Annotated in this window: 15 protein-coding genes; 7 read left to right on the top strand and 8 right to left on the bottom strand. The window is 70.2% G+C overall.

Annotation, left to right across the window (positions count from 1 at the left end; all coding sequences use genetic code 11):
* Positions 1–88: 88 nt before the first annotated feature.
* Positions 89–1,387: a DUF1800 domain-containing protein gene (locus ACXVUM_RS10435; protein ID WP_458521719.1), complete on the top strand. Its 1,299-nt coding sequence runs from the start codon at positions 89–91 to the stop codon at positions 1,385–1,387.
* A 13-nt stretch (positions 1,388–1,400) separates the two neighbouring features.
* On the top strand, positions 1,401–2,618 hold the full coding sequence (locus tag ACXVUM_RS10430; RefSeq protein WP_458521718.1) for a DUF1501 domain-containing protein: 1,218 nt from the start codon (positions 1,401–1,403) through the stop codon (positions 2,616–2,618).
* Here ACXVUM_RS10430 and ACXVUM_RS10425 read toward each other — a convergent pair.
* The gene (locus ACXVUM_RS10425; protein WP_458521717.1) at positions 2,534–2,971 is read right to left on the bottom strand and encodes an Lsr2 dimerization domain-containing protein; all 438 of its coding nucleotides are present in this window, start codon (positions 2,969–2,971) and stop codon (positions 2,534–2,536) included. The two genes, ACXVUM_RS10430 and ACXVUM_RS10425, sit on opposite strands and share 85 nt — an antisense overlap.
* Positions 2,972–3,246: 275 nt before the next feature.
* On the opposite strand from ACXVUM_RS10425, the gene ACXVUM_RS10420 reads away from it, so the two are divergent.
* Positions 3,247–5,157, top strand: a complete 1,911-nt coding sequence (locus ACXVUM_RS10420; protein WP_458521716.1) for an ABC transporter ATP-binding protein — start codon at positions 3,247–3,249, stop codon at positions 5,155–5,157.
* Positions 5,158–5,202: 45 nt separating this feature from the next.
* On the opposite strand, the gene ACXVUM_RS10415 is transcribed toward ACXVUM_RS10420, so the two are convergent.
* Positions 5,203–6,891 carry a TIGR03767 family metallophosphoesterase gene (locus ACXVUM_RS10415; RefSeq protein ID WP_458521715.1) on the bottom strand — a complete coding sequence of 563 codons (1,689 nt, stop codon included), beginning with the start codon at positions 6,889–6,891 and terminating at the stop codon, positions 5,203–5,205.
* Positions 6,892–6,973: 82 nt separating this feature from the next.
* Positions 6,974–7,561: a TetR/AcrR family transcriptional regulator gene (locus ACXVUM_RS10410; RefSeq protein ID WP_458521714.1), complete on the bottom strand. Its 588-nt coding sequence runs from the start codon at positions 7,559–7,561 to the stop codon at positions 6,974–6,976.
* 128 nt (positions 7,562–7,689) lie between these two features.
* Between ACXVUM_RS10410 and ACXVUM_RS10405 the strand changes: the two genes are divergently transcribed.
* Together ACXVUM_RS10405 and ACXVUM_RS10400 are read left to right on the top strand one after the other, a co-directional pair.
* Complete coding sequence (locus ACXVUM_RS10405) at positions 7,690–8,709, top strand: aldo/keto reductase (RefSeq protein WP_458521713.1); 1,020 nt, start codon at positions 7,690–7,692, stop codon at positions 8,707–8,709.
* A 1-nt stretch (position 8,710) separates the two neighbouring features.
* Complete coding sequence (locus ACXVUM_RS10400; RefSeq protein ID WP_458521712.1) at positions 8,711–9,571, top strand: LLM class flavin-dependent oxidoreductase; 861 nt, start codon at positions 8,711–8,713, stop codon at positions 9,569–9,571.
* Positions 9,572–9,574: 3 nt separating this feature from the next.
* Here the strand turns inward: ACXVUM_RS10400 and ACXVUM_RS10395 are convergent, their stop codons facing one another.
* Entirely contained in the window at positions 9,575–9,913 is a 339-nt protein-coding gene (locus tag ACXVUM_RS10395) for a hypothetical protein (RefSeq protein WP_458521711.1), read from the bottom strand.
* Between the two features lie 21 nt (positions 9,914–9,934).
* Positions 9,935–11,119: an acyl-CoA dehydrogenase family protein gene (locus ACXVUM_RS10390; protein ID WP_458521710.1), complete on the bottom strand. Its 1,185-nt coding sequence runs from the start codon at positions 11,117–11,119 to the stop codon at positions 9,935–9,937.
* A gap of 58 nt (positions 11,120–11,177) precedes the next feature.
* Here ACXVUM_RS10390 and ACXVUM_RS10385 point away from each other — a divergent pair, with 58 nt between their 5' ends.
* Positions 11,178–11,342 (top strand): DUF2256 domain-containing protein, encoded by a 165-nt coding sequence (locus ACXVUM_RS10385; RefSeq protein ID WP_458521709.1) that lies wholly within the window; start codon positions 11,178–11,180, stop codon positions 11,340–11,342.
* Positions 11,343–11,356: 14 nt separating this feature from the next.
* Here ACXVUM_RS10385 and ACXVUM_RS10380 read toward each other — a convergent pair whose 3' ends face one another.
* The 3 genes from ACXVUM_RS10380 to ACXVUM_RS10370 all read right to left on the bottom strand — a co-directional run bounded on the left by ACXVUM_RS10380 (position 11,357) and on the right by ACXVUM_RS10370 (position 14,613).
* Complete coding sequence (locus ACXVUM_RS10380; protein WP_458521708.1) at positions 11,357–12,961, bottom strand: GMC oxidoreductase; 1,605 nt, start codon at positions 12,959–12,961, stop codon at positions 11,357–11,359.
* Between the two features lie 66 nt (positions 12,962–13,027).
* Entirely contained in the window at positions 13,028–13,591 is a 564-nt protein-coding gene (locus ACXVUM_RS10375; protein ID WP_458521707.1) for a TetR/AcrR family transcriptional regulator, read from the bottom strand.
* Between the two features lie 44 nt (positions 13,592–13,635).
* Positions 13,636–14,613 (bottom strand): alpha/beta hydrolase, encoded by a 978-nt coding sequence (locus ACXVUM_RS10370; RefSeq protein WP_458521706.1) that lies wholly within the window; start codon positions 14,611–14,613, stop codon positions 13,636–13,638.
* Positions 14,614–14,973: 360 nt separating this feature from the next.
* Here ACXVUM_RS10370 and ACXVUM_RS10365 point away from each other — a divergent pair, with 360 nt between their 5' ends.
* Positions 14,974–18,894, top strand: a complete 3,921-nt coding sequence (locus ACXVUM_RS10365; protein ID WP_458521705.1) for a Pls/PosA family non-ribosomal peptide synthetase — start codon at positions 14,974–14,976, stop codon at positions 18,892–18,894.
* The last annotated feature ends 4 nt before the right edge of the window (positions 18,895–18,898 follow it).

Raw genomic sequence — 18,898 nt, 5'->3', positions numbered from 1 at the left:
GAGTGCTGACGGGGCATGTCTGAAGGAGTGCTGAGGATCAGCGCGCAGGGATGGTCCACCGCGGTCCGCGACTCCCAGACTCGACGGCGTGACCCCCTCCTCCGACTGGATGACCGCCGCACGGGTGGTGCGGCGCCTCGGTTTCGGCGCCACCGGCGACGAGATCGACACCGCCGTCGCCCGTGGTGTCACCGCCCATGTCGCGGACGCCCTCGGCCCCGGAGGCGATCCCGGGGTGGTGGCCACGCCGACACCGACGTTCCGCCGCGTCCCGACGACCGGTGACAGCACGGCGGCGAAGAAGGCCCGCAACACCGAGATCCGCGCTCAGGACCGGGCGGCGACCGCCTGGTGGTTGACGCGGATGACCAGGGCACGACGTCCCGCGACGGAGAAGCTGACGTTCCTGTGGCACAACCACTTCTCGACGTCGAACGCCAAGGTGCGCGACGCCGCGGCGATGGTCGCGCAGAACGAGAAGCTGCGCACCATGGGACTCGGGACCTTCCGGCCGCTGGCCTACGCGATGCTCACCGACGCGGCCATGCTGCGGTGGCTCGACGGTGGCCAGAACGTCGCCGGCTCCGCCAACGAGAACCTGGCCCGGGAGTTCATGGAACTCTTCGCCCTCGGACACGGCAACGGCTACACCGAGACCGACGTGCGTGAGGGCGCCCGCGCCCTCACGGGCTGGCGGGTCACCGCCGATCGGCAACCGCACCTCATCCGGCGTCGGCACGACGCGGGCATCAAGACGGTCCTCGGCGTCACCGGCGATCTCGACGCCGCCTCGTTCTGCGACGCCGTCCTGGACCACCCGGGGTCGGCCGGGTACGTCGCCGGTCGGTGGTGGCAGCAACTGGCGAGCGCCACACCGCCGTCACCGGCCGCGCTGACCCGTCTGACCGACGCCTACGGATCCCGTCGCGATCTGCGCGCCCTGATCACGGCGATCGTCACCGATCCGGAGTTCGCGTCCGAGCACAGCTCGATCGTGGTGTCGCCCGTCGAATGGGCGGTCGGGGCACATCGCGCCCTGCTCCCGAACCCGACGAGCGCCGACATCGCGACGATGGCCGCCACCCTGACCAAGCTGGGACAGTTGCCGTTTCATCCGCCGAGCGTCGGCGGATGGCCGGCGGGGCGCGCGTGGCTCTCGACAGCGGGCACCGAGACCCGGTGGGCCGCCGCGGTGCATCTCGCGTCGCGGGCACAGGTGACGGCCATCCACGACGCCACACCGGCCGAGCGCATCGACGCCGCGGCGCATCTGCTCGGTGTCGGACGGTTCTCCGACCGCACCGTCGGTGTCCTGACCGCGCACCGCGATGACCCGGTGACGTTCACCGCGGCCGCGCTCAACAGTCCCGAGTACCTCACCGCCTGAGATGGAGTCATCGATGACGACACCCACCCTCGACCGACGCCGTTTCCTCCTCGGATCCGGCGTACTCGCCGCGCTCGGAGTCGTCGGCGGCGCCACCGCCGTCACGTGGGAGGAGCTGACGTCGGCGGCGTCGGAGCGACCGCGGGTCGTCGGCGACGGAGTGGTCGTGGTGGTGACCATGTACGGCGGCAACGACGGCATCAACACCGTGATCCCGTACGCCGACAACACTTATCACGACAACCGCGCCGAGCTCGCCTACGCCCCCGAGGACGTCCTCCACCTCGACGACGCACTCGGCCTCAACCCGGCGATGACCGGACTCGCCGACGCCTGGAAGTCGGGATCGCTCGCGATCGTCCGCGGCGTCGGCTACCCCGAACCCGACCACAGCCACTTCCGCTCCATGGACATCTGGCAGACGGCGCAGCCGCAGTCCGCGGTGCACACCGGGTGGATCGGACGGTGGCTCGACGCGACGGGTGACGATCCGCTGCGCGCGGTGTGCGTCGGACCCGTCCTGCCGATGCTCGCGATCGGCGAGACCACGACGGCGGCCGCCCTGAACACCTCGGGCCGCGGGCTGGCGGGTTCGGCCGTCACAGCGCTCACCGAACTCGGGTCTGATCAGGTCGGCGACTCCTCCGCCGAGGCGATGGTGTGCTCGTCGTACCGCGCGGAGAAGACGATGACGTCGACGTTCGGGCCCCTGCTCGGCGGCGCGCCCGCGGGCGCACACCGTGGCGGCAGGGCCGGATCGTCGTTGGCCGATCAGCTGGCCAGCGTCGCACGGTGCGTGAAGGCCGGTGTGCCCACGACGGTGTACTCCGTGAGCATCAGCGGCTTCGACACCCACGCCGACGAGCGGGACACGCAGCAGCGGCTGCTCGGTGAGCTCGACTCGGCGCTCTCGGGGTTCCTCACCGAGATGGCCGCGGACCCCCGCGGCCGCGACGTCGTCGTCATGGCGTACTCGGAGTTCGGTCGCCGGGTGAAGGCGAACGCCTCGGAGGGCACCGACCACGGCACCGCCGGCCCGGTGCTGATCGCGGGCGCCCCGGTGCGCGGCGGCTTCTACGGCGACGAGCCGAGCCTCACCGACCTCGACGACGGCGACCTGAAGGTCACCACCGACTTCCGCGACGTCTACGCCGAACTCATCGCCCGCGGCCTCGGTGGAGATCCCACACCCGCCGTCGGTGCCGGCCGGAAACCCATCGGGTTCCTCTGATCTGTCAGTCCGTTCGCCAGTTCGTAGGCGAGGCGGACCCGGGCGGGGACGCGACCCCGCGACGGCACAGGGTGGCCGTGACGTCGGGCCCAGGACCGGATCGTGGCGGCATCGCCGGCCACCGCGCGACGCCGCCTCGTGTGCAGGGCCGGGGTCACGTCGCGGGACACCGAGAGAAGTTCACCGATCGTCACCGACCGCTCGCCGTCCTCGATGGCTGCGACGGTGGAGGTACGGGTGTCGAACTCGTAGACAGCACCGCGCCAGGACCACTGCACGGTCGTCGCGTCGTCGGACGCCATCTCCTCGTCGTCGAGGTCGTCGGTCATGACGATGTGCACTGCCTGGGCCACGATGGTTCCCCTCATCGGTCATGCGCCGGGCCGCGCGGCGTGCGGCACGGACCACGGCGACGCCGACCAGGCACCCCCGAAGGCAGCACGCTGCTTCCTGCCCGGTCGACCGTTCGCCGTGTGCGACGACCTTCGCCTCCGCCCACGAGGCGACGGAAGGGTACAAAGTCACCTGATCGGGGACTTCGGCCACGCCGGCCGTGCGGTGTTCACCCGTCGCGAACAGACCTGTTCCGGCAAGACTTCAGGTCCACTTCATGTCTTACTCTCGGGCCATGACCATGGAATCGGTCGCGTACAACACGATGTACCGCGGCCTCTCGGCGAGCCGGAAACCGCCTCGCCTGCCCAAGGGCACGCGTCGCAGCACGGTCCGCCGGATCGCGGCGTTCGCCCGCCCACACCGTCGGATGATCGGCGTCTTCCTGGCGCTGTCCGTCGTCACGGCTGTCCTCACGGTGGTGACGCCCATCCTCGCCGGACGTGTGGTCAACCAGATCACCGGTCACGGATCGACCGAGACGATCATGTGGCTGGCACTCGTCATCGCCGTCGTCGCCCTCGCCGAGGCGGGCGTCGGTCTCGTCGTCCGGTGGCTGTCCGCGTCCATCGGTGAGGGGTTGATCCTCGACCTGCGGCGCACCGTCTACGACCACGTGCAGAAGATGCCGATCGCGTTCTTCACCCGCACCCGGACCGGCGCCCTGGTGAGCCGTCTGAACAACGACGTCATCGGCGCGCAGCGTGCGTTCTCCGACACGCTCTCGGGAGTGGTGTCCAACATCGTCACCCTCGCGCTGACGCTCACCACCATGCTGCTCATCTCCTGGCAGATCACCCTCCTCGCGCTGGTCCTCCTGCCGGTGTTCGTCATCCCGGCACGCCTGATGGGTCGCCGGATGGCCGCCCTGTCCCGACAGGCCGCCGAGTACAACGCACTCATGTCGACGCAGATGACCGAACGGTTCTCGGCGCCCGGCGCCACCCTGGTCAAGTTGTACGGTCGACCCGACGAGGAGTCGCGACGCTTCTCCGACCGCGCCGCCCAGGTCCGCGACGTCGGTGTCGCCCGCGCGATGTCGCAGTCGTACTTCGTCACCGCACTGACCCTCGTCTCGGCACTCGCGTTGGCGTTGGTCTACGGGCTCGGCGGCGTGCTCGCCGTCGACGGTCACCTGAACGCCGGGGCCGTCGTCTCGCTGGCCCTGTTGCTGACACGGATGTACGCCCCGCTCACCGCGTTGGCCAACGCCCGCGTCGAGATCATGAGCGCCCTGGTCAGTTTCGAGCGCGTCTTCGAGGTCACCGACCTGGTCCCACTCATCGACGACAAGCCCGACGCCGCGCCGGTGCCGGCGGGCCCGCTGTCGATGCGGTTCTCCGACGTGCGGTTCGCCTACCCGTCGGCGGACAAGGTGTCGTTGGCGTCGCTGGAGGAGGTCGCCGCCCTCGACACCCGCGGCGGTGTCGAGGTCCTGCACGACATCTCGTTCGAGGTGCCCGCGGGCGAGATGGTCGCGCTCGTCGGCAGTTCCGGCGCCGGGAAGTCGACCATCGCGCAGCTGGCGACCCGCCTCTACGACGTCGACTCCGGAGCGGTGCGGGTGAACGATCTCGACGTGCGGGACGTGACGTCGCAGTCGCTGCACCGGGCCGTCGGGCTCGTCACCCAGGACGGACATCTGTTCCACGACTCCGTGCGTGACAACCTGCTGCTGTCGAATCCCGATGCGTCCGAGGACGAGATCTGGGCGGCGCTGCGTCGGGCGCGTCTCGACGAGCTGATCGCGTCACTTCCCGACGGCCTGGACACCGTCGTCGGCGAGCGGGGCTACCGGCTCTCGGGCGGTGAGCGTCAGCGGCTCACGATCGCGCGACTGCTGCTCGCTGCACCGTCGGTGGTGATCCTCGACGAGGCGACCGCCCACCTGGACTCGACGTCGGAGGCGGCCGTGCAGGAGGCGTTGGCCGAGGCCCTGGTCGGACGCACGTCGATCGTCATCGCGCATCGGCTCTCGACGGTCCGTGCGGCGCACCAGATCCTGGTGCTCGAGGCCGGTCGCATCGTCGAACGCGGTACCCACCTGTCGCTGCTGGCGCAGGGCGGTCGCTACGCCGAGCTGTACCGCACCCAGTTCGCCGACGACCCCGACGCACCTGCCGTCACCGCGGCGGCCCAGGTCTGATCGACACCGTTCGTCGGGCGGCAGGAGCCATCCGTTGGGTGACGGTCAGCGGGGGTTGACCAGGAGCAGTTCGACGTTGTGGTCGAGCGGACCGCCGAGGCGCTTCGCCTCGTAACCGATGTCGTTGTAGGAGAACTCGCGGTACATCGAGGCGAGACCCGTCACCGAGTGGTCGGCGTAGTCGACGGAGTAGGGCGCCGCCGACTCGATCAACGTGCAGAACACGGAGATGGTGCCGTCCTTGTTGTCGCACACCTCGACGATCCGCGCGTTCTGCGGGAAGTCGATGTGCGAGGCGGTGTTGATCTCCCAGAAGCTCTGCGCCGGAGTCGGTCCGCGGTGCGGGGTGACGCGGTTCTCGTGGGTGTGCCCGTTCACCCAGGCGACGACGTTCGGGAACCGGTGGAAGAAGTCGACGAGTTGCTTACCGGTCCGCCGCGGCTCCAACGGTCGCTCCGGGTCGGGGATGGGAAGCTCCATGGTGTCGCTGGTGTGGTGGCTGAACGCCACGAACAGAGTGTCGCGGTTGCGGGTGATCAGCCGCTCCATCCAGTCGAGCTGACCCTGGCCGATGGAACCGTCGACGAAGCCGGCGTGGTTGGTGGTGTCCATCGACAGGCCGACGACGCCGGGGGCGATCTCGAACGAGTAGTACGTGACGCCGGATTGCGGTGCGTCGGGGGCGAACCCGTGTCCGACGGGGCCGGGTCCGGTGTAGCGGGGCCGGAAGTGCTCGGCCATGTACTGGCGCGGCGTGAACGGCGCGCGCCGCGGGTCGGGCGTGACCTTGCGGATGGGGCCCGACGCGACCTGCGCGGCGAACACCTTTCCGGCCGCGTACGGGTCGGTACCGAAGACCCGGGCCATCGCGTCGACCTGTCGCCGATCCTGCGGGACGTCGAGCTTGATGTCGCCGGTGTAGAGGGCGTCGATGAACCCGATGCCGCTGGGCACCGTCCCCTCGACGCTGTCGTCGTGGTTGCCGAACACGCTGTACCAGCGCGTCGCCAGACCTGGGCTCTCGATCGGCGTGATCGACGACGACAGCAGGCCGGGGATCTGCGGGAACCCCTTCTGCTTGTAGATGTCGTCCACCGCCGACTCCGGTTGCCAGTACAGCGTCGACCCCCACACCTGGACACCCTCGTACCGGGTCAGGTCTCCGGTCGACGGCTGCAGCCGCCCACCGCTGAACACGGTGAGGAACCAGTCGAGTTCGGCGAACTCGTGGTTGTCGGTGTTGTCGCCGGTCGAGACGACCGCGTCGAACCGGCGACCGGTGAACGGCGAGGACCCCAACGCGTTGATGCGCTCCACCAGGGTGATGGCGCCGTGCGACCCGAGCTTCTCGTGCGGTCGGAACGCCGATCCGTTCTGCAGGTGGATGAACTCCGCCCGGACCGGGCTCTCCGCGTCGACGATGTGGACATCGGTGGTCTGCACCACGGATGCCAGCCCGACACGACGGTCGTCGCGGCCCGCCTTGGGCGCCGCGAGTTCCGATCGCACGATGAGCGGCCACCCGGCACCCGCGACGAGCTTGCGGTACTGCTTCGGCCCCGTCGCCGCCGGGACGCCGACGACGTCGAGCGTGGTGCCGGCGATCGACGCCGCCCGGGAGCCGGCGGGTTCGGCCCACGCGAACGGCGACGCCTTCATCCCGAGGTAGGCCGCGGCCGCACCGACACCGGTGGCCCTGACGAATGTGCGGCGGTTGAACGATCGACGATCCATCACGACCTCCTGGTGCGGTGGCCCACTGCCCCGGTGTGCCGAGAGAGATGATGCCTCACCCGGTCCGGCTTGCCGGGTCACATCACCGACTTTTCTGGATCCGTAACCCAGCGAGGAGGACCGCCACCATCCGACGGGCGTCGTACCGGGCGTCGGTGCCCGCGCCGATGCACAGGTTCCCGACAGCCCGCATCAGCTCGATCCCGCTGACGTCGTCACGGACCTCGCCGGCGAGCACGGCGGCGTGCAGGATCTCGTCGCACACCGGGACGAGTCGATCCACGAAGTAGGTGTGCAGCGGCTCGAACGCCGCATCGTTCGACCGAAGCGCCTCGGCGAGACCGTGTTTGGTGACGAGGAAGTCGACGAAGCGGTCCATCCACCCGACCAACGCGTCATGTGGCGTCGGACCGGCCGCGAGCAACCTCGGTCCGGCCTCCGCGGTGGCCTCGACCTGGTGGCGGTACACCGCCACGATGAGGTCGGCGCGCGTCGGGAAGTGCCGGTAGATGGTGCCGACGCCCACTCCGGCCCGGGCCGCGATGTCCCGGACCGGCACACCCACCCCGGACTCGACGAACGCCGCGGCCGCGGCACTCAGCAGCATCTCCGCGTTGCGGCGCGCGTCGGCCCGCTTGCGCGGTTCCCGCGGCTCCGGCTCGCTGCTCATCGTTCTCCACAGGTCCCTTGGCAAACGGAACCATGTTCCGTATCGTCGTGGGCGGAACGCTGTTCCGCTTCACCCGAGGATGCCAGACGACATCCCCACCCTCCACTCGCCTCACCGAGAAGGACCCCATGGACCATCGCACCCTCGGCCGCACCGGCGTCCAGGTCAGCACGCTCGCCCTCGGCGCCATGAACTTCGGCGCCATCGGCCACACCACCCAGGACGACGCGACAGCCATCGTCGATGCCGCACTGGACGCCGGCATCAACGTCATCGACACCGCGGACATGTACAGCCAGGGCGAGTCGGAGGAGATGGTCGGCCGAGCCATCGCCGGGCGGCGCGACGACATCGTCCTCGCCACGAAGGTGTTCAACCCCATGGGCGAGGAGCGCAATCACCGCGGCAGTTCCCGTCGGTGGATCATCACCGAGCTCGAGAACAGCTTGCGCCGGCTCGACGTCGACCACGTCGACCTCTATCAGATCCACCGGGCCGACCCGACGACCAGCGACGACGAGACGCTGTCGGCGCTCACCGACCTGCAACGGGCCGGCAAGATCCGCTACTTCGGCTCGTCGACCTATCCGGCCCACCGGATCGTCCAGGCGCAGTGGGCGTCCCGCGAGAACCACCTCGGCCGCTTCGTCACCGAACAGCCGCCCTACTCGATCCTCCAGCGCGGCATCGAATCCCACGTGCTCCCGGTCACCGAGGAGTACGGGATGGGAGTGCTGGTGTGGAGCCCGCTGGCCGGCGGCTTCCTGTCCGGGGCGATCCGCGCCGGCCAGGAGAACACCACCCACCGGGCGACTCTTCTCCCCGACCGGTTCGGACCCGACGCCCCGGCCACCGCGGCGAAGCTCGACGCCGTCGAGAAGCTCGTCGGCGTCGCGGAGGAGGCGGGTCTGACCCTGATCCAGCTGGCCCTCGGCTTCGTGACGGCCCACCCGGGCGTCACCAGCGCGATCATCGGACCCCGCACCCTCGACCACCTGCGCTCCCAGGTGGCGGCGGCGGACACCGTGCTGTCGTCGGATGTCCTCGACGCGATCGACGAGATCGTTCCCCCGGGTGTGGATCTGGCACCGGAGGAGAAGTTCGACACCCCGCCGTCCCTGCTCGACCCGTCGCTGCGGAGGCGCTGACATGGTCTCGTTCGGCATCGCCACGGCACCGATGAACGTCGACCACGCCGCGATCCAGCGGGTCTGGCTGGAGGCCGACGCCGTACCCGACATCGAGCACGCATGGTTGTTCGACCACCTCATGCCGATCGGCGGCGACCTCGACGGCCCGGTGTTCGAGGGGTGGACCCTGCTCGCGGCGTTGGCCGCGCAGACCCGCCGGCTCCGGGTCGGGCTACTGGTCACCAGCAACCGGATCCGACCGCCGGCGCTGCTCGCGAAGATCGCGACCACCGTCGACGTGGTGTCCGACGGACGCCTGGATCTCGGCATCGGTGTCGGCTCTCGACCCGACATCGACTGTGCGCGTCGCGAATACGACGCCTTCGGACTCCCCTACGTCGAGACGCAGGAGGCGATCACCGGGCTACGCGAAGGGCTGTCGCTGATACGTCGGGTGTGGACCGAGGACACACCGTTCGACGTCGACGGCGAGGTGGTACGGGTGACCGGCGCATTCCAGAACCCGAAGCCCGTGCAGTCCCCCGGGCCGCCGATCGTGATCGGTGGCCGGTCGTCGGCGGTGCTGCGCATCGCGGCCGAGCACGCCGATGTGTGGAACATCCCCGGCGGCGACATCGGCGACGCGGCCGGACGGAGCCGTCTCCTCGACCGGTACTGCGGTGAGATCGGGCGCGACCCGGCGTCGGTCGCCCGGTCGATGCATCTGGCGGTCTCGTACGACGATCCCGCCGCGGCGCGGGCCTCGATCGCCGAGGCGGTCGACGCGGGGTTCGAGCACATCGTGCTCGGTCTCGCCACGCCCTACCCCGACGGCGCCGCCGAGTGGGTCGCGGCCGAACTGATCCGACCGTCGCGCTGACGGTCACCGATCGGAGCGGGCCTCCGAGACCAGCGTGGCCGCCTGCGCGAGGCTGAGACCCCGGTCGGCGCGGCGGAGGGTGCGGATCTGTGCGACCTCCCCGTGGATGGGCTCGATCACCGCACGGACCTCCTCGATGGTCCACTCACGGGGCTTGGGGGTGGGCCTCAGGCGGACGGCCACGACCCCGAGGTTGGCCACGATGACCACCGCGCCGATCGCGACCCAGCCCCACCGCTGGTCGTTCCACCACCCCACCGTGAGGTAGCCGACGCAGCCGATCAGGACCACCGATCCGATCAGGGTCAGGCTGGTCGCGAACGTCTGCAGGCCCTTCTCCATGGCCTGCAGCCTAACGGGGGGTCAGCGGAACGCGTCGCGGCCCGTCAACGCCTTGCCGACGGTCAGCTGGTGCATCTCGCTGGTGCCCTCGTAGGTGAGCACCGACTCGAGGTTGTTGATGTGCCGGATGATCGGGTACTCCAGCGTGATCCCGTTGGCGCCGAGGATGGTCCGGCACTCGCGGGCGATCTGGATCGACTCGCGCACGTTGTTGAGTTTGCCGACGCTGATCTGCTCAGGGCGGATCTCGCCGCGGTCCTTGACACGCCCGAGGTGCACGGCCAACAACTGCCCCTTGCCGAGCTCGAGCGCCATGTCGGCGATCTTGGCCTGCGTCAGCTGGTACGCCGAGAGCGGCTTGTCGAAGACCTCGCGGTCCGCGGCGTAGGAGATCGCGGTCTCCAGGCAGTCCCGGGCGGCCCCGAGCGCGCCGAACACGATGCCGAACCGCGCCTCGTTGAGGCAGCTGAGCGGGCCCTTGAGCCCGGTGACGCCGGGCAGCATCGCCGACGCGGGCAGTCGGACGTCCTCGAGGACCAGCTCGGAGGTGACCGATGCACGCAGCGACAGCTTGCGCGTGATCTCCGGCGCGCTGAAACCCGGTGTGTCCGTGGGCACGACGAACCCGCGGATACCGCGTGCACCCTCGTCGAGATCGGTACGGGCCCAGACGACGGCGACATCGGCCACGGAACCGTTGGTGATCCACATCTTCGACCCGTTCAGCACCCAGTCGTCACCGTCACGCTTGGCGTTGGTGCGCATGCCGCCGGGGTTGGAGCCGTAGTCGGCCTCGGTGAGGCCGAAGCAGCCGATGGCCCGACCGGCCGACATCTGCGGCAGCCACTCGTCCTTCTGCTCGTCGCTGCCGAACGCGTGGATCGCGAACATCGCGAGCGACCCCTGGACGGAGACGAAGCTCCGCAACCCCGAGTCGACGGCCTCGAGTTCCTGGCACGCGAGCCCGTACGTCGTCGCCGACATCCCCGCACAGCCGTACCCGGTGAGGTGCATCCCGAACAGTCCGAGTTCACCGAGTTCACCCGCCAACTCGCGGACCGGCAGGTGGGCGTCCTCGAACCACTGCCCGACATGCGGTCGGAGCTTCTCCTCGCCGAAGCGGCGGACGGTGTCCCGGATCTCCCGCTCGTCGGCGTCCAGGATGTCGTCGAACCCGAACAGGTCACCGATCGTCTGAGCGGACATCAGCGTCCCTCCCTCTCGTGTGGGCGTCGATCCACACTAACCCCGGCAGAATGGGGACATGTCCGACCGCGAGTCCAAGGTGTGTGCGGTGTGCGGACGTCCGTTCAGCAACCGCAAGCGGTGGAACTCGCGCGGCCAGTGGGACGAGGTGCGCTACTGCTCCCAGGCCTGTCGGCGCGCCGCCCGCCGGCAGAGACGAGCCGGAGACCGTCCCGACCCCTGAGCGGTCCCGACGACTCAGAAGACGGACCCCACATCCTCCGGGATGATCCGGTCGATCGCCCATTCGGCGATCGCCGCGATGGTCATCGACGGGTTGCAGGCCGCGGTGTTGCCCGGCATCAGCGCACCGTCGAGCACATAGAGACCGCGGTGACCCTTGACGCGCCCCTGCAGGTCACAGACGACGTCCATCGGGGCGCCACCCAGGGGGTGCCACGTCGACGGATACGGGACGAAGGTGTCGAAGAGGAACGACGACGGTCCGGCGATCTTCCGCGTCAGCGGTCCGATGCGGGTGTCCTGCAGGACGTGGTCGCCGTTGCGCGGCCAGCGCAGCACCGCCTGGTCCTGGGCGCGGTCCCACACGAACTTCCCGCGGGCGTCGCTGACCCCGTATCCCACCATCATCGTCGTCCGAGGGTCCGTGCCCAACGTGGGGATGGACGCCTGGATGACGGTCGTCGCCTTCTGCGGATCACCCGACCAGTCGAGGCTGCCGAACACCACCGGGCCGCCCTGCTGGGTGCCCATCGCGTCGGCGGGATCGGTCCAGGTGTAGATCCGGTCGCCGTTGGAGCCCCACCCCGTCCCGAGACCCGCGGGCAGATCAGGGATCGTGTCGTGCGCCTGTGCCCGCATGAGCAGCTTGGACGTGTTCATCGTCCCGGCCGCCATGATCAGCGCGCGGGTCGTCATCTCGACGGTCTCCAGCGTCTGTCCCGACGACGAGATGCGGTTCGCGCGGACCGTCCAGCGTCCGTCGCGCTCGGCGACGACGTCGGTGACCTCGTGCTGCAGTCGCAGATCGAGTCGACCGGTGGCCTCCGCCTGCTTGATGTAGGTGACGTCGACGCTGTGCTTGCCGCCGTTGTTCACCCCGAGCGCACCCATGCCGTTCGTGTAGGACCGACGCATCTCGCCGCGGTTCTCGGCGAGCGCGTAACTCCAGTCGATGGGCATCGGGATCTTCGACACCGGCAGGCCGGCCCGCAGGCAGTGGTCGCGGAACACCCTCGGCGCGAGGTATTCCGGTGAGTCGATCAGCGCGTCCGGCGCCGTCTCGATCTGCAGCATCCGCGCCACACGCGGGTAGTACGTCCGCGCCAGCAGTCCGTAGTCCATCCGCGACGGGAACTGCGTGTAGAAGACGGACTCGAGCGGCTGCAACGTCATGCCCTGGTAGACGAGCGACCCACCACCGAGGCCGGCCGCGCACAGCGCCGACATGTTCTCGCCCGCAACGGCTTCGATGAGACCGACGTACGGGTCGACGACGAGCGGCCTGCCGAACAGGGTCGGCGCGGATCGGTACCAGAGCATCCGCTTGTCCGGCGACGTCGGCTCGGCGAAGGTGTTCGCGTTCGGACCGGTGGCCCACCTGCGGCCTCGCTCGAGCATCGTGACCGGCACGCCGGCCTGTGTCAGTCGCAGCGCGGTGACGCCACCGCCGAAGCCCGACCCGATGACGACCACCCGATGGTCCTCGCGTCGTACCGGGATCCGCCCCGGGCGGGATGCGGTGGGTTCTGCCGCCACCCGGCCCGCCACGCTCGCGCCTGCGACCGTCGCCGCCGCCGCACCGGCACCCGCCATGAACGTCCTGCGGCCGAATCCACCCACCTGCACACCCCCGAGTCGTCAGTGACCTACGCCACGGCAGAAACTAGACAGATATGGGGTCGAGTGTCAATTTCGTCGTGTGGTGTCCCAGGCGTCGAACGCCGGCGCGAGCCATCGCATCAGGAACGCCGCCAGGTCGTCGTCGGAACGGGCGGGGTCCTCGAAGAACACGCTGAACAGTCCCACCGCGAGTGCGATGTCGACCACGTCGTCCCAGTGATCGGCGAGCTCCGGATGACGAGACCTGATGGGCGAGAACAGCTCCCAGGTGACCGGTCGCGCGCGCCCCACCATCCCGGGATCGAAGAGCGGATTCTGGCCGGACGGCCCCATGAGCACGCCGAGCACCGGGTGTTCCCGCACCACCGCGCGAGCTCCGAGGACCATGGCGACGACTTCACCGGCCACACCGGGGTACGCCGGTGTCACACCGTGGATCTCGTCGAAGACAGTGCGCACGAGTTCGGCCACGGAATCGGAGATCAGTTGCTCCCGGGTACCGAAGATGGAGTAGACGGTCTGCCGGGACACCTCCGCGGACTGGGCCACCGCCGCGATGGACGCCGCGTCGAAGCCGCCCGACCCGATCAGGTCCAGCGTGGCGTCGATGATCTTCTGCCGCGACCGCACCCGCGCATCATCTCACCGCGACCGCACGTGCGGAGCGGGTCAGCTCAGCCGACGTTCCCCCGCGCGGCGCCGTACTCCGCTGCGCGGGACGAACGCACCGCCTCGGCCGCGAAGTCCGCGGCGAGGGCGATGGCCTCCAGCGACTCGGGGTGTCGGGAGTTCAGCGCCGGGAACGCGTGCACCTGCCACCGGAAGCGATGGCAGACCGCTTCCCCACCGGCGGCGTCGATCGACTCCACGAGCTCGATGATGTCGGCCTCCAGCATCTCGTCGGTGGCGTTGACGATGAGCGTCGGCGGGAGGTCACCCGTCGGGATGTCGGCGATCCGCCGGACGCCACGCAGTTCGATCGGCCCCCGATCGAACAGCGGTGCCAGTTCGGCCATCTTGGACTTGGGCAGGTACGCGTCGCTCCGACTGCTGCGATCGGGGTTCGAGGCCAGATCGAGGTCGAGCAGCGGAGAGAACCCGATGAACGCGTCCGGGCCGGGGAGGCCGTCCGCGGCCGCGAGCTCGACGACCTTCGGTGCGAGGAATCCACCGGCCGAGTCACCGGCGACGACGACGTGGCGGTACCCACGCTCCATGATGAGTTCGCGGTAGGCCATGTAGGCGTCGTTGACCGATGTGCCCACACCCGCCTCCGGCAGTTGGCGATAGGCCAGCGAGAAGACCGGCAGCGCGGACGCCCGGGACAACCGGGACGCGACCGCGCGGTGCGAGGCCAGCCCGCACACCACGAAGGCCCCGCCGTGCAGGTACAGGATCGCGGTGTCACTGTCGCGACCACTCGGCCCCGACGGGACGATGTACTCCGCCGGACGGCCGGCGAGTTCCATCGGCTCGCCGACGACACCCTTCGGTCGCGGCCCGCGGGCCAGCGCCTTGTCGACCAGGTGGAGATATCGCATGGTCGGCGCGGTGAGGGGCCAGTACTTGAGGATCGGGCGCACCAGGAGGCGACTGCCGAACCACAACGCGTAGGAACCGCGGCTGACCGTGTCATGGGTGATCACCGGCATCAGGAGTCCTCCTCCGGCGTCTCGACGGCCCGCGGGTGCGCACGTTGCTTGCCACGTCCGGCGCCGTCACACGTCGGTGACCAGGACCGATGGTCACGGTCACCCTCGCCGGCCCGTCGCGTACTCCCCGACACGACAGACCGGACTCCTCTCCAGAGTGCCTGGATCAGCTCTCTGTCACACCCGTTTTGTGACACTTCGCCGATTCCGGACCGCGCGTTGTCCACATCACCGAGGTGGGCGACGGTGGCCCGGCCTGCCCCGACGGAGTGCCCGTGTCGGCACCGGTGCGCGGGTGATGGGAAACTCTCACGGCGCAGAGTCGCGCAGGTAGTCGGCACGAGAAGCGGAAGGACACCGGTGGACGTCACCGCCACACCGTCCCAACACCCGACCCCCTCGGGTTCCCACCCGCCTGTACCCCCGCAGTTCCTGGCCTCGGCAGCGGCGCCCGTCGCCCGCACGCTCGTCGACGTCCTGCGCGCGACCGCGGACGCCCACCCACAGGCACCCGCCGTCGACGACGGCGAGGCGGTCCTCTCCTACGCCGAACTCGTCGAGGCGGTCGAGGAGGGCGCGCTCTGGATGGCCGCCCAGGGCATCGCCCGTGGCGACCGCATCGGTATCCGGATGCCGTCGGGCTCGCGGTCGCTGTACCTGTCCATCCTCTCCGCGCTCGCGGCCGGTGCCGCCTACGTCCCCGTGGACGTCGACGACCCGGACGAACGCGCCGATCTGGTGTTCGGCGAGGCAGGCGTCGCCGCCGTCGTGGACGCCAACGGGCTGCACCGGGCTCCGGCAGTTCGCCGACGGGTCGCCCCCGCAGAACCCGATGTGGCCGGGCTGGCGCCCACACCGTCCGACGACGCCTGGGTGATCTTCACATCCGGGTCGACGGGAACCCCGAAAGGCGTTGCGGTGACGCATCGCAACGCAGCGGCGTTCGTCGACGCCGAGGCGCGACTGTTCCTGCGCGACGAACCGATCGGGCCGGGTGACCGCGTTCTCGCCGGACTCTCCGTCGCCTTCGACGCCTCGTGCGAGGAGATGTGGCTCGCCTGGCGGCACGGCGCGTGCCTCGTCCCCGCACCCCGATCGCTCGTCCGCAGCGGCATGGACCTCGGGCCGTGGCTCGTGGCCCGCGACATCACGGTCGTCTCGACGGTCCCGACGCTGGCGTCGCTGTGGCCGGCCGAGGCGCTCGAGGCCGTCCGGCTGCTCATCTTCGGCGGCGAGGCATGCCCACCCGAGCTGGGTGAACGCCTCGCCGTGCCCGGCCGCGAGGTGTGGAACACCTACGGCCCCACCGAGGCGACGGTGGTGGCGTGCGCCGCGCCGCTGACCGGTGGCGGCCCCGTGCGGATCGGACTGCCGCTCGACGGTTGGGACCTCGCCGTCGTCGACCCGTCGGGCCGACCCGTCGCCGAGGGTGAGACCGGTGAGCTCGTCATCGGCGGCGTCGGCCTCGCCCGCTACCTCGACCCGGCCAAGGACGCCGAGAAGTACTCCCCGATGCCGAGCCTCGGCTGGGATCGTGCGTACCGCAGCGGCGATCTCGTTCGCCTCGACCCCGAGGGCCTCGTGTTCGCCGGACGTGCCGACGACCAGGTCAAGGTGGGTGGCCGACGCATCGAGCTCGGCGAGATCGACAACGCCCTGCAGCATCTGCCCGGCGTGGGCGGCGCGGCCGCCGCCGTGCGGACGACCGCGGCCGGCAACTCCGTGCTCGTCGGCTACCTGGTCTCCACCGACCCCGACTTCGACGTCGAGGCCGCCCACGACCTCCTCGGTGAGCATCTCCCCGCGGCGATGGTGCCGCGTCTGGCCCTCGTCGACGAACTCCCGACCCGGACATCGGGCAAGGTCGACCGCGCCGCGCTTCCCTGGCCGCTGCCCGGCCCGGCCGGGGGTGACGGCGACGACGATCTGACCGCCACCGAGCGCTGGGTCGCCGACCGGTGGACCGCGGTGCTCGGCGTCGTGATCGGTGACGCCGACGTCGACTTCTTCGCCGAGGGCGGCGGGTCGTTGGCCGCGGCACAGCTGGTCACCGCCCTCCGGGAGCGCCACCCCGAGGTCACGGTCGCCGATCTGTACGACCATCCCCGCCTCGGTGCTCTCGCGGCCATGCTCGACGACGCGGGGCCGCGGGAGGACGTCGAGGCGCGGACGGTGCAACCCACTCCGCGGATCACCGGCGTCGCCCAGATGCTGTTGTCGGTGCCGTTGACGACCCTGACCGGACTGCAGTGGGCGACCTGGCTCGGCGTCGCGAACAACGTCGCCGCCCGGTTCACCGATGCGCCGTGGCTGATCTCGGTGAACTGGTGGGTCCTGCTCGCCGCGTTCGTCGTGTTCATCACCCCGGTCGGCCGGATGGCGATCGCGGTCGTCGGGTGTCGGGTGCTGCTCCGCGGTGTCCGACCGGGACGCCACCCCCGCGGCGGTGGCGTCCACCTCCGCCTGTGGCTCGCCGAACGCCTCACCGAGGCCAGCGGCGCCGCCAACCTGGCGGGTGCACCGTGGATGATCTACTTCGCCCGCGCCCTGGGCGCCGAGATCGGGCACGGCGTCGACCTGCACACGCTCCCGCCGGTCACCGGCATGCTGACGCTCGGCGACGGGTGTTCCGTCGAACCCGAGGTCGACCTCGCGGGTTGGTGGATCGACGGCGACGTCGTGCACATCGGTGACATCGAGATCGGCGAACGCGCGACGGTCGGGGCACGGTCGACGCTGCTGCCCGGCGCCCGGGTCGGTCGCGACGCCATCGTCGATCCGGGGTCGGCCGTGATCGGCAAGGTGAAGGCCCGCCAACGCTGGGCCGGGTCACCGGCGGTGAAGGTCGGCAAGGCCGTCGCGCACTGGCCGGCGGATCGCCCGCCACGCCGCAGCTGGTGGGTACCGGTGTACGGACTCACGTCGCTGGTGTTGGCCGGTGTGCCCCTGGCCGCGTTGGCCGCGGGACTCGGGGTCGTCGCGAGCTGGGCGGTCGACGCCGACCGCCTCCGCGACGTCGCCGTGCGGGCAGTGATCCTGCTGCCTGCGGCGACCGCGACGAGCCTGCTGGTGTTCGCCGTGGTCACCGCACTCGGTGTGCGTGCACTGGCGATCGGGATGCGGCAGGGCCACCACCCGGTGCGATCCCGCGTCGGCTGGCAGGTGTGGGCGACGGAGCGGCTGATGGACTCCGCCCGGACCTACCTCTTCCCGCTCTATGCGAGCCTGCTGACACCGGTCTGGTTCCGCCTGCTGGGCGCGGACATCGGCAAGGGCACCGAGATCAGCACCGCACTGGTCATCCCGAAGTTCACCTCCGTCGGCGACGGCGCGTTCCTCGCCGACGACACGATGGTCGCGTCGTACGAACTCGGCGGTGGGTGGGTCCACATCGACGAGGCCCGCGTCGGCAAGAGGGCGTTCCTGGGCAACTCGGGTATGACCGGACCCGGCCGCAAGGTGCCCAAGAACAGCGTCGTCGCGGTGCTGTCGGCGACGCCGGACAAGGCGAAGTCGGGGACGAGCTGGCTGGGCAGTCCCCCGGTCCGCCTGCGTCGCGCCGTCGCCGACACCGACAGCTCCCGCACCTTCGACCCGCCGGCCCGCCTCAAGGTCGCGCGTGCCGCCGTGGAGACGCTGCGGCTGATACCGGTGATGATCAGCTTCGGGCTGGGTCTGTTCGTGCTGATCGGGTTGCAGTACATCGCCTCGCAGTCGTCGTTCTGGGTCGCGGGACTGGTGAGCGGCCTGGTGCTGTTGGTGGCGGGGGCGTCGGCGTGCTGCATCGCCGCCGCGGCCAAATGGCTTGTCGTCGGTCGTATCTCGACCGGCGAGCATCCGCTGTGGAGCTCGTTCGTCTGGCGCAACGAACTGTCCGACGCTTTCGTCGAGACCGTCGCCGCCCCCTGGTTCGCCAACGCCGCGACCGGCACCCCGATCCTCAACCTCTGGCTGCGGATGCTCGGCGCGACCATCGGGCGCGGGGTGTGGTGCGAGACCTACTGGCTCCCGGAGGCCGACCTGGTGACACTCGGCGACGGGGCGACGGTGCAGCGCGGCTGCGTCGTGCAGACCCACCTCTTCCACGACCGCGTCATGGCGATGGACACCGTGACCGTCGCCGCCGGCGCCACTCTCGGGCCGCACTGCGTCGCACTCCCGGCGTCCGGGCTCGGGGAGTCGGCGACCGTCGGCCCGGCGTCGCTGGTGATGCGGGGCGACGTCGTCCCGGCCCACACCCGCTGGCAGGGCAACCCCATCGCACCCTGGTCGGGGAAGTGAGACG

The organism is Williamsia sp. SKLECPSW1 (assembly GCF_054332755.1).
The sequence above is the reverse complement of the archived record's forward strand: the minus strand, read 5'-3'. Positions and strand labels throughout refer to the sequence as shown.

Excerpts from the sequence above, each read along its gene's own strand:
- ACXVUM_RS10430 (WP_458521718.1), top strand. The coding sequence starts at position 1,401 with ATGACGACACCCACCCTCGACCGACGCCGTTTCCTCCTCGGATCCGGC.
- ACXVUM_RS10420 (WP_458521716.1), top strand. The coding sequence starts at position 3,247 with ATGACCATGGAATCGGTCGCGTACAACACGATGTACCGCGGCCTCTCG.
- ACXVUM_RS10415 (WP_458521715.1), bottom strand. The coding sequence starts at position 6,891 with ATGGATCGTCGATCGTTCAACCGCCGCACATTCGTCAGGGCCACCGGT.
- ACXVUM_RS10410 (WP_458521714.1), bottom strand. The coding sequence starts at position 7,561 with ATGAGCAGCGAGCCGGAGCCGCGGGAACCGCGCAAGCGGGCCGACGCG.
- ACXVUM_RS10405 (WP_458521713.1), top strand. The coding sequence starts at position 7,690 with ATGGACCATCGCACCCTCGGCCGCACCGGCGTCCAGGTCAGCACGCTC.
- ACXVUM_RS10400 (WP_458521712.1), top strand. The coding sequence starts at position 8,711 with ATGGTCTCGTTCGGCATCGCCACGGCACCGATGAACGTCGACCACGCC.
- ACXVUM_RS10395 (WP_458521711.1), bottom strand. The coding sequence starts at position 9,913 with ATGGAGAAGGGCCTGCAGACGTTCGCGACCAGCCTGACCCTGATCGGA.
- ACXVUM_RS10390 (WP_458521710.1), bottom strand. The coding sequence starts at position 11,119 with ATGTCCGCTCAGACGATCGGTGACCTGTTCGGGTTCGACGACATCCTG.
- ACXVUM_RS10385 (WP_458521709.1), top strand. The coding sequence starts at position 11,178 with ATGTCCGACCGCGAGTCCAAGGTGTGTGCGGTGTGCGGACGTCCGTTC.
- ACXVUM_RS10370 (WP_458521706.1), bottom strand. The coding sequence starts at position 14,613 with ATGCCGGTGATCACCCATGACACGGTCAGCCGCGGTTCCTACGCGTTG.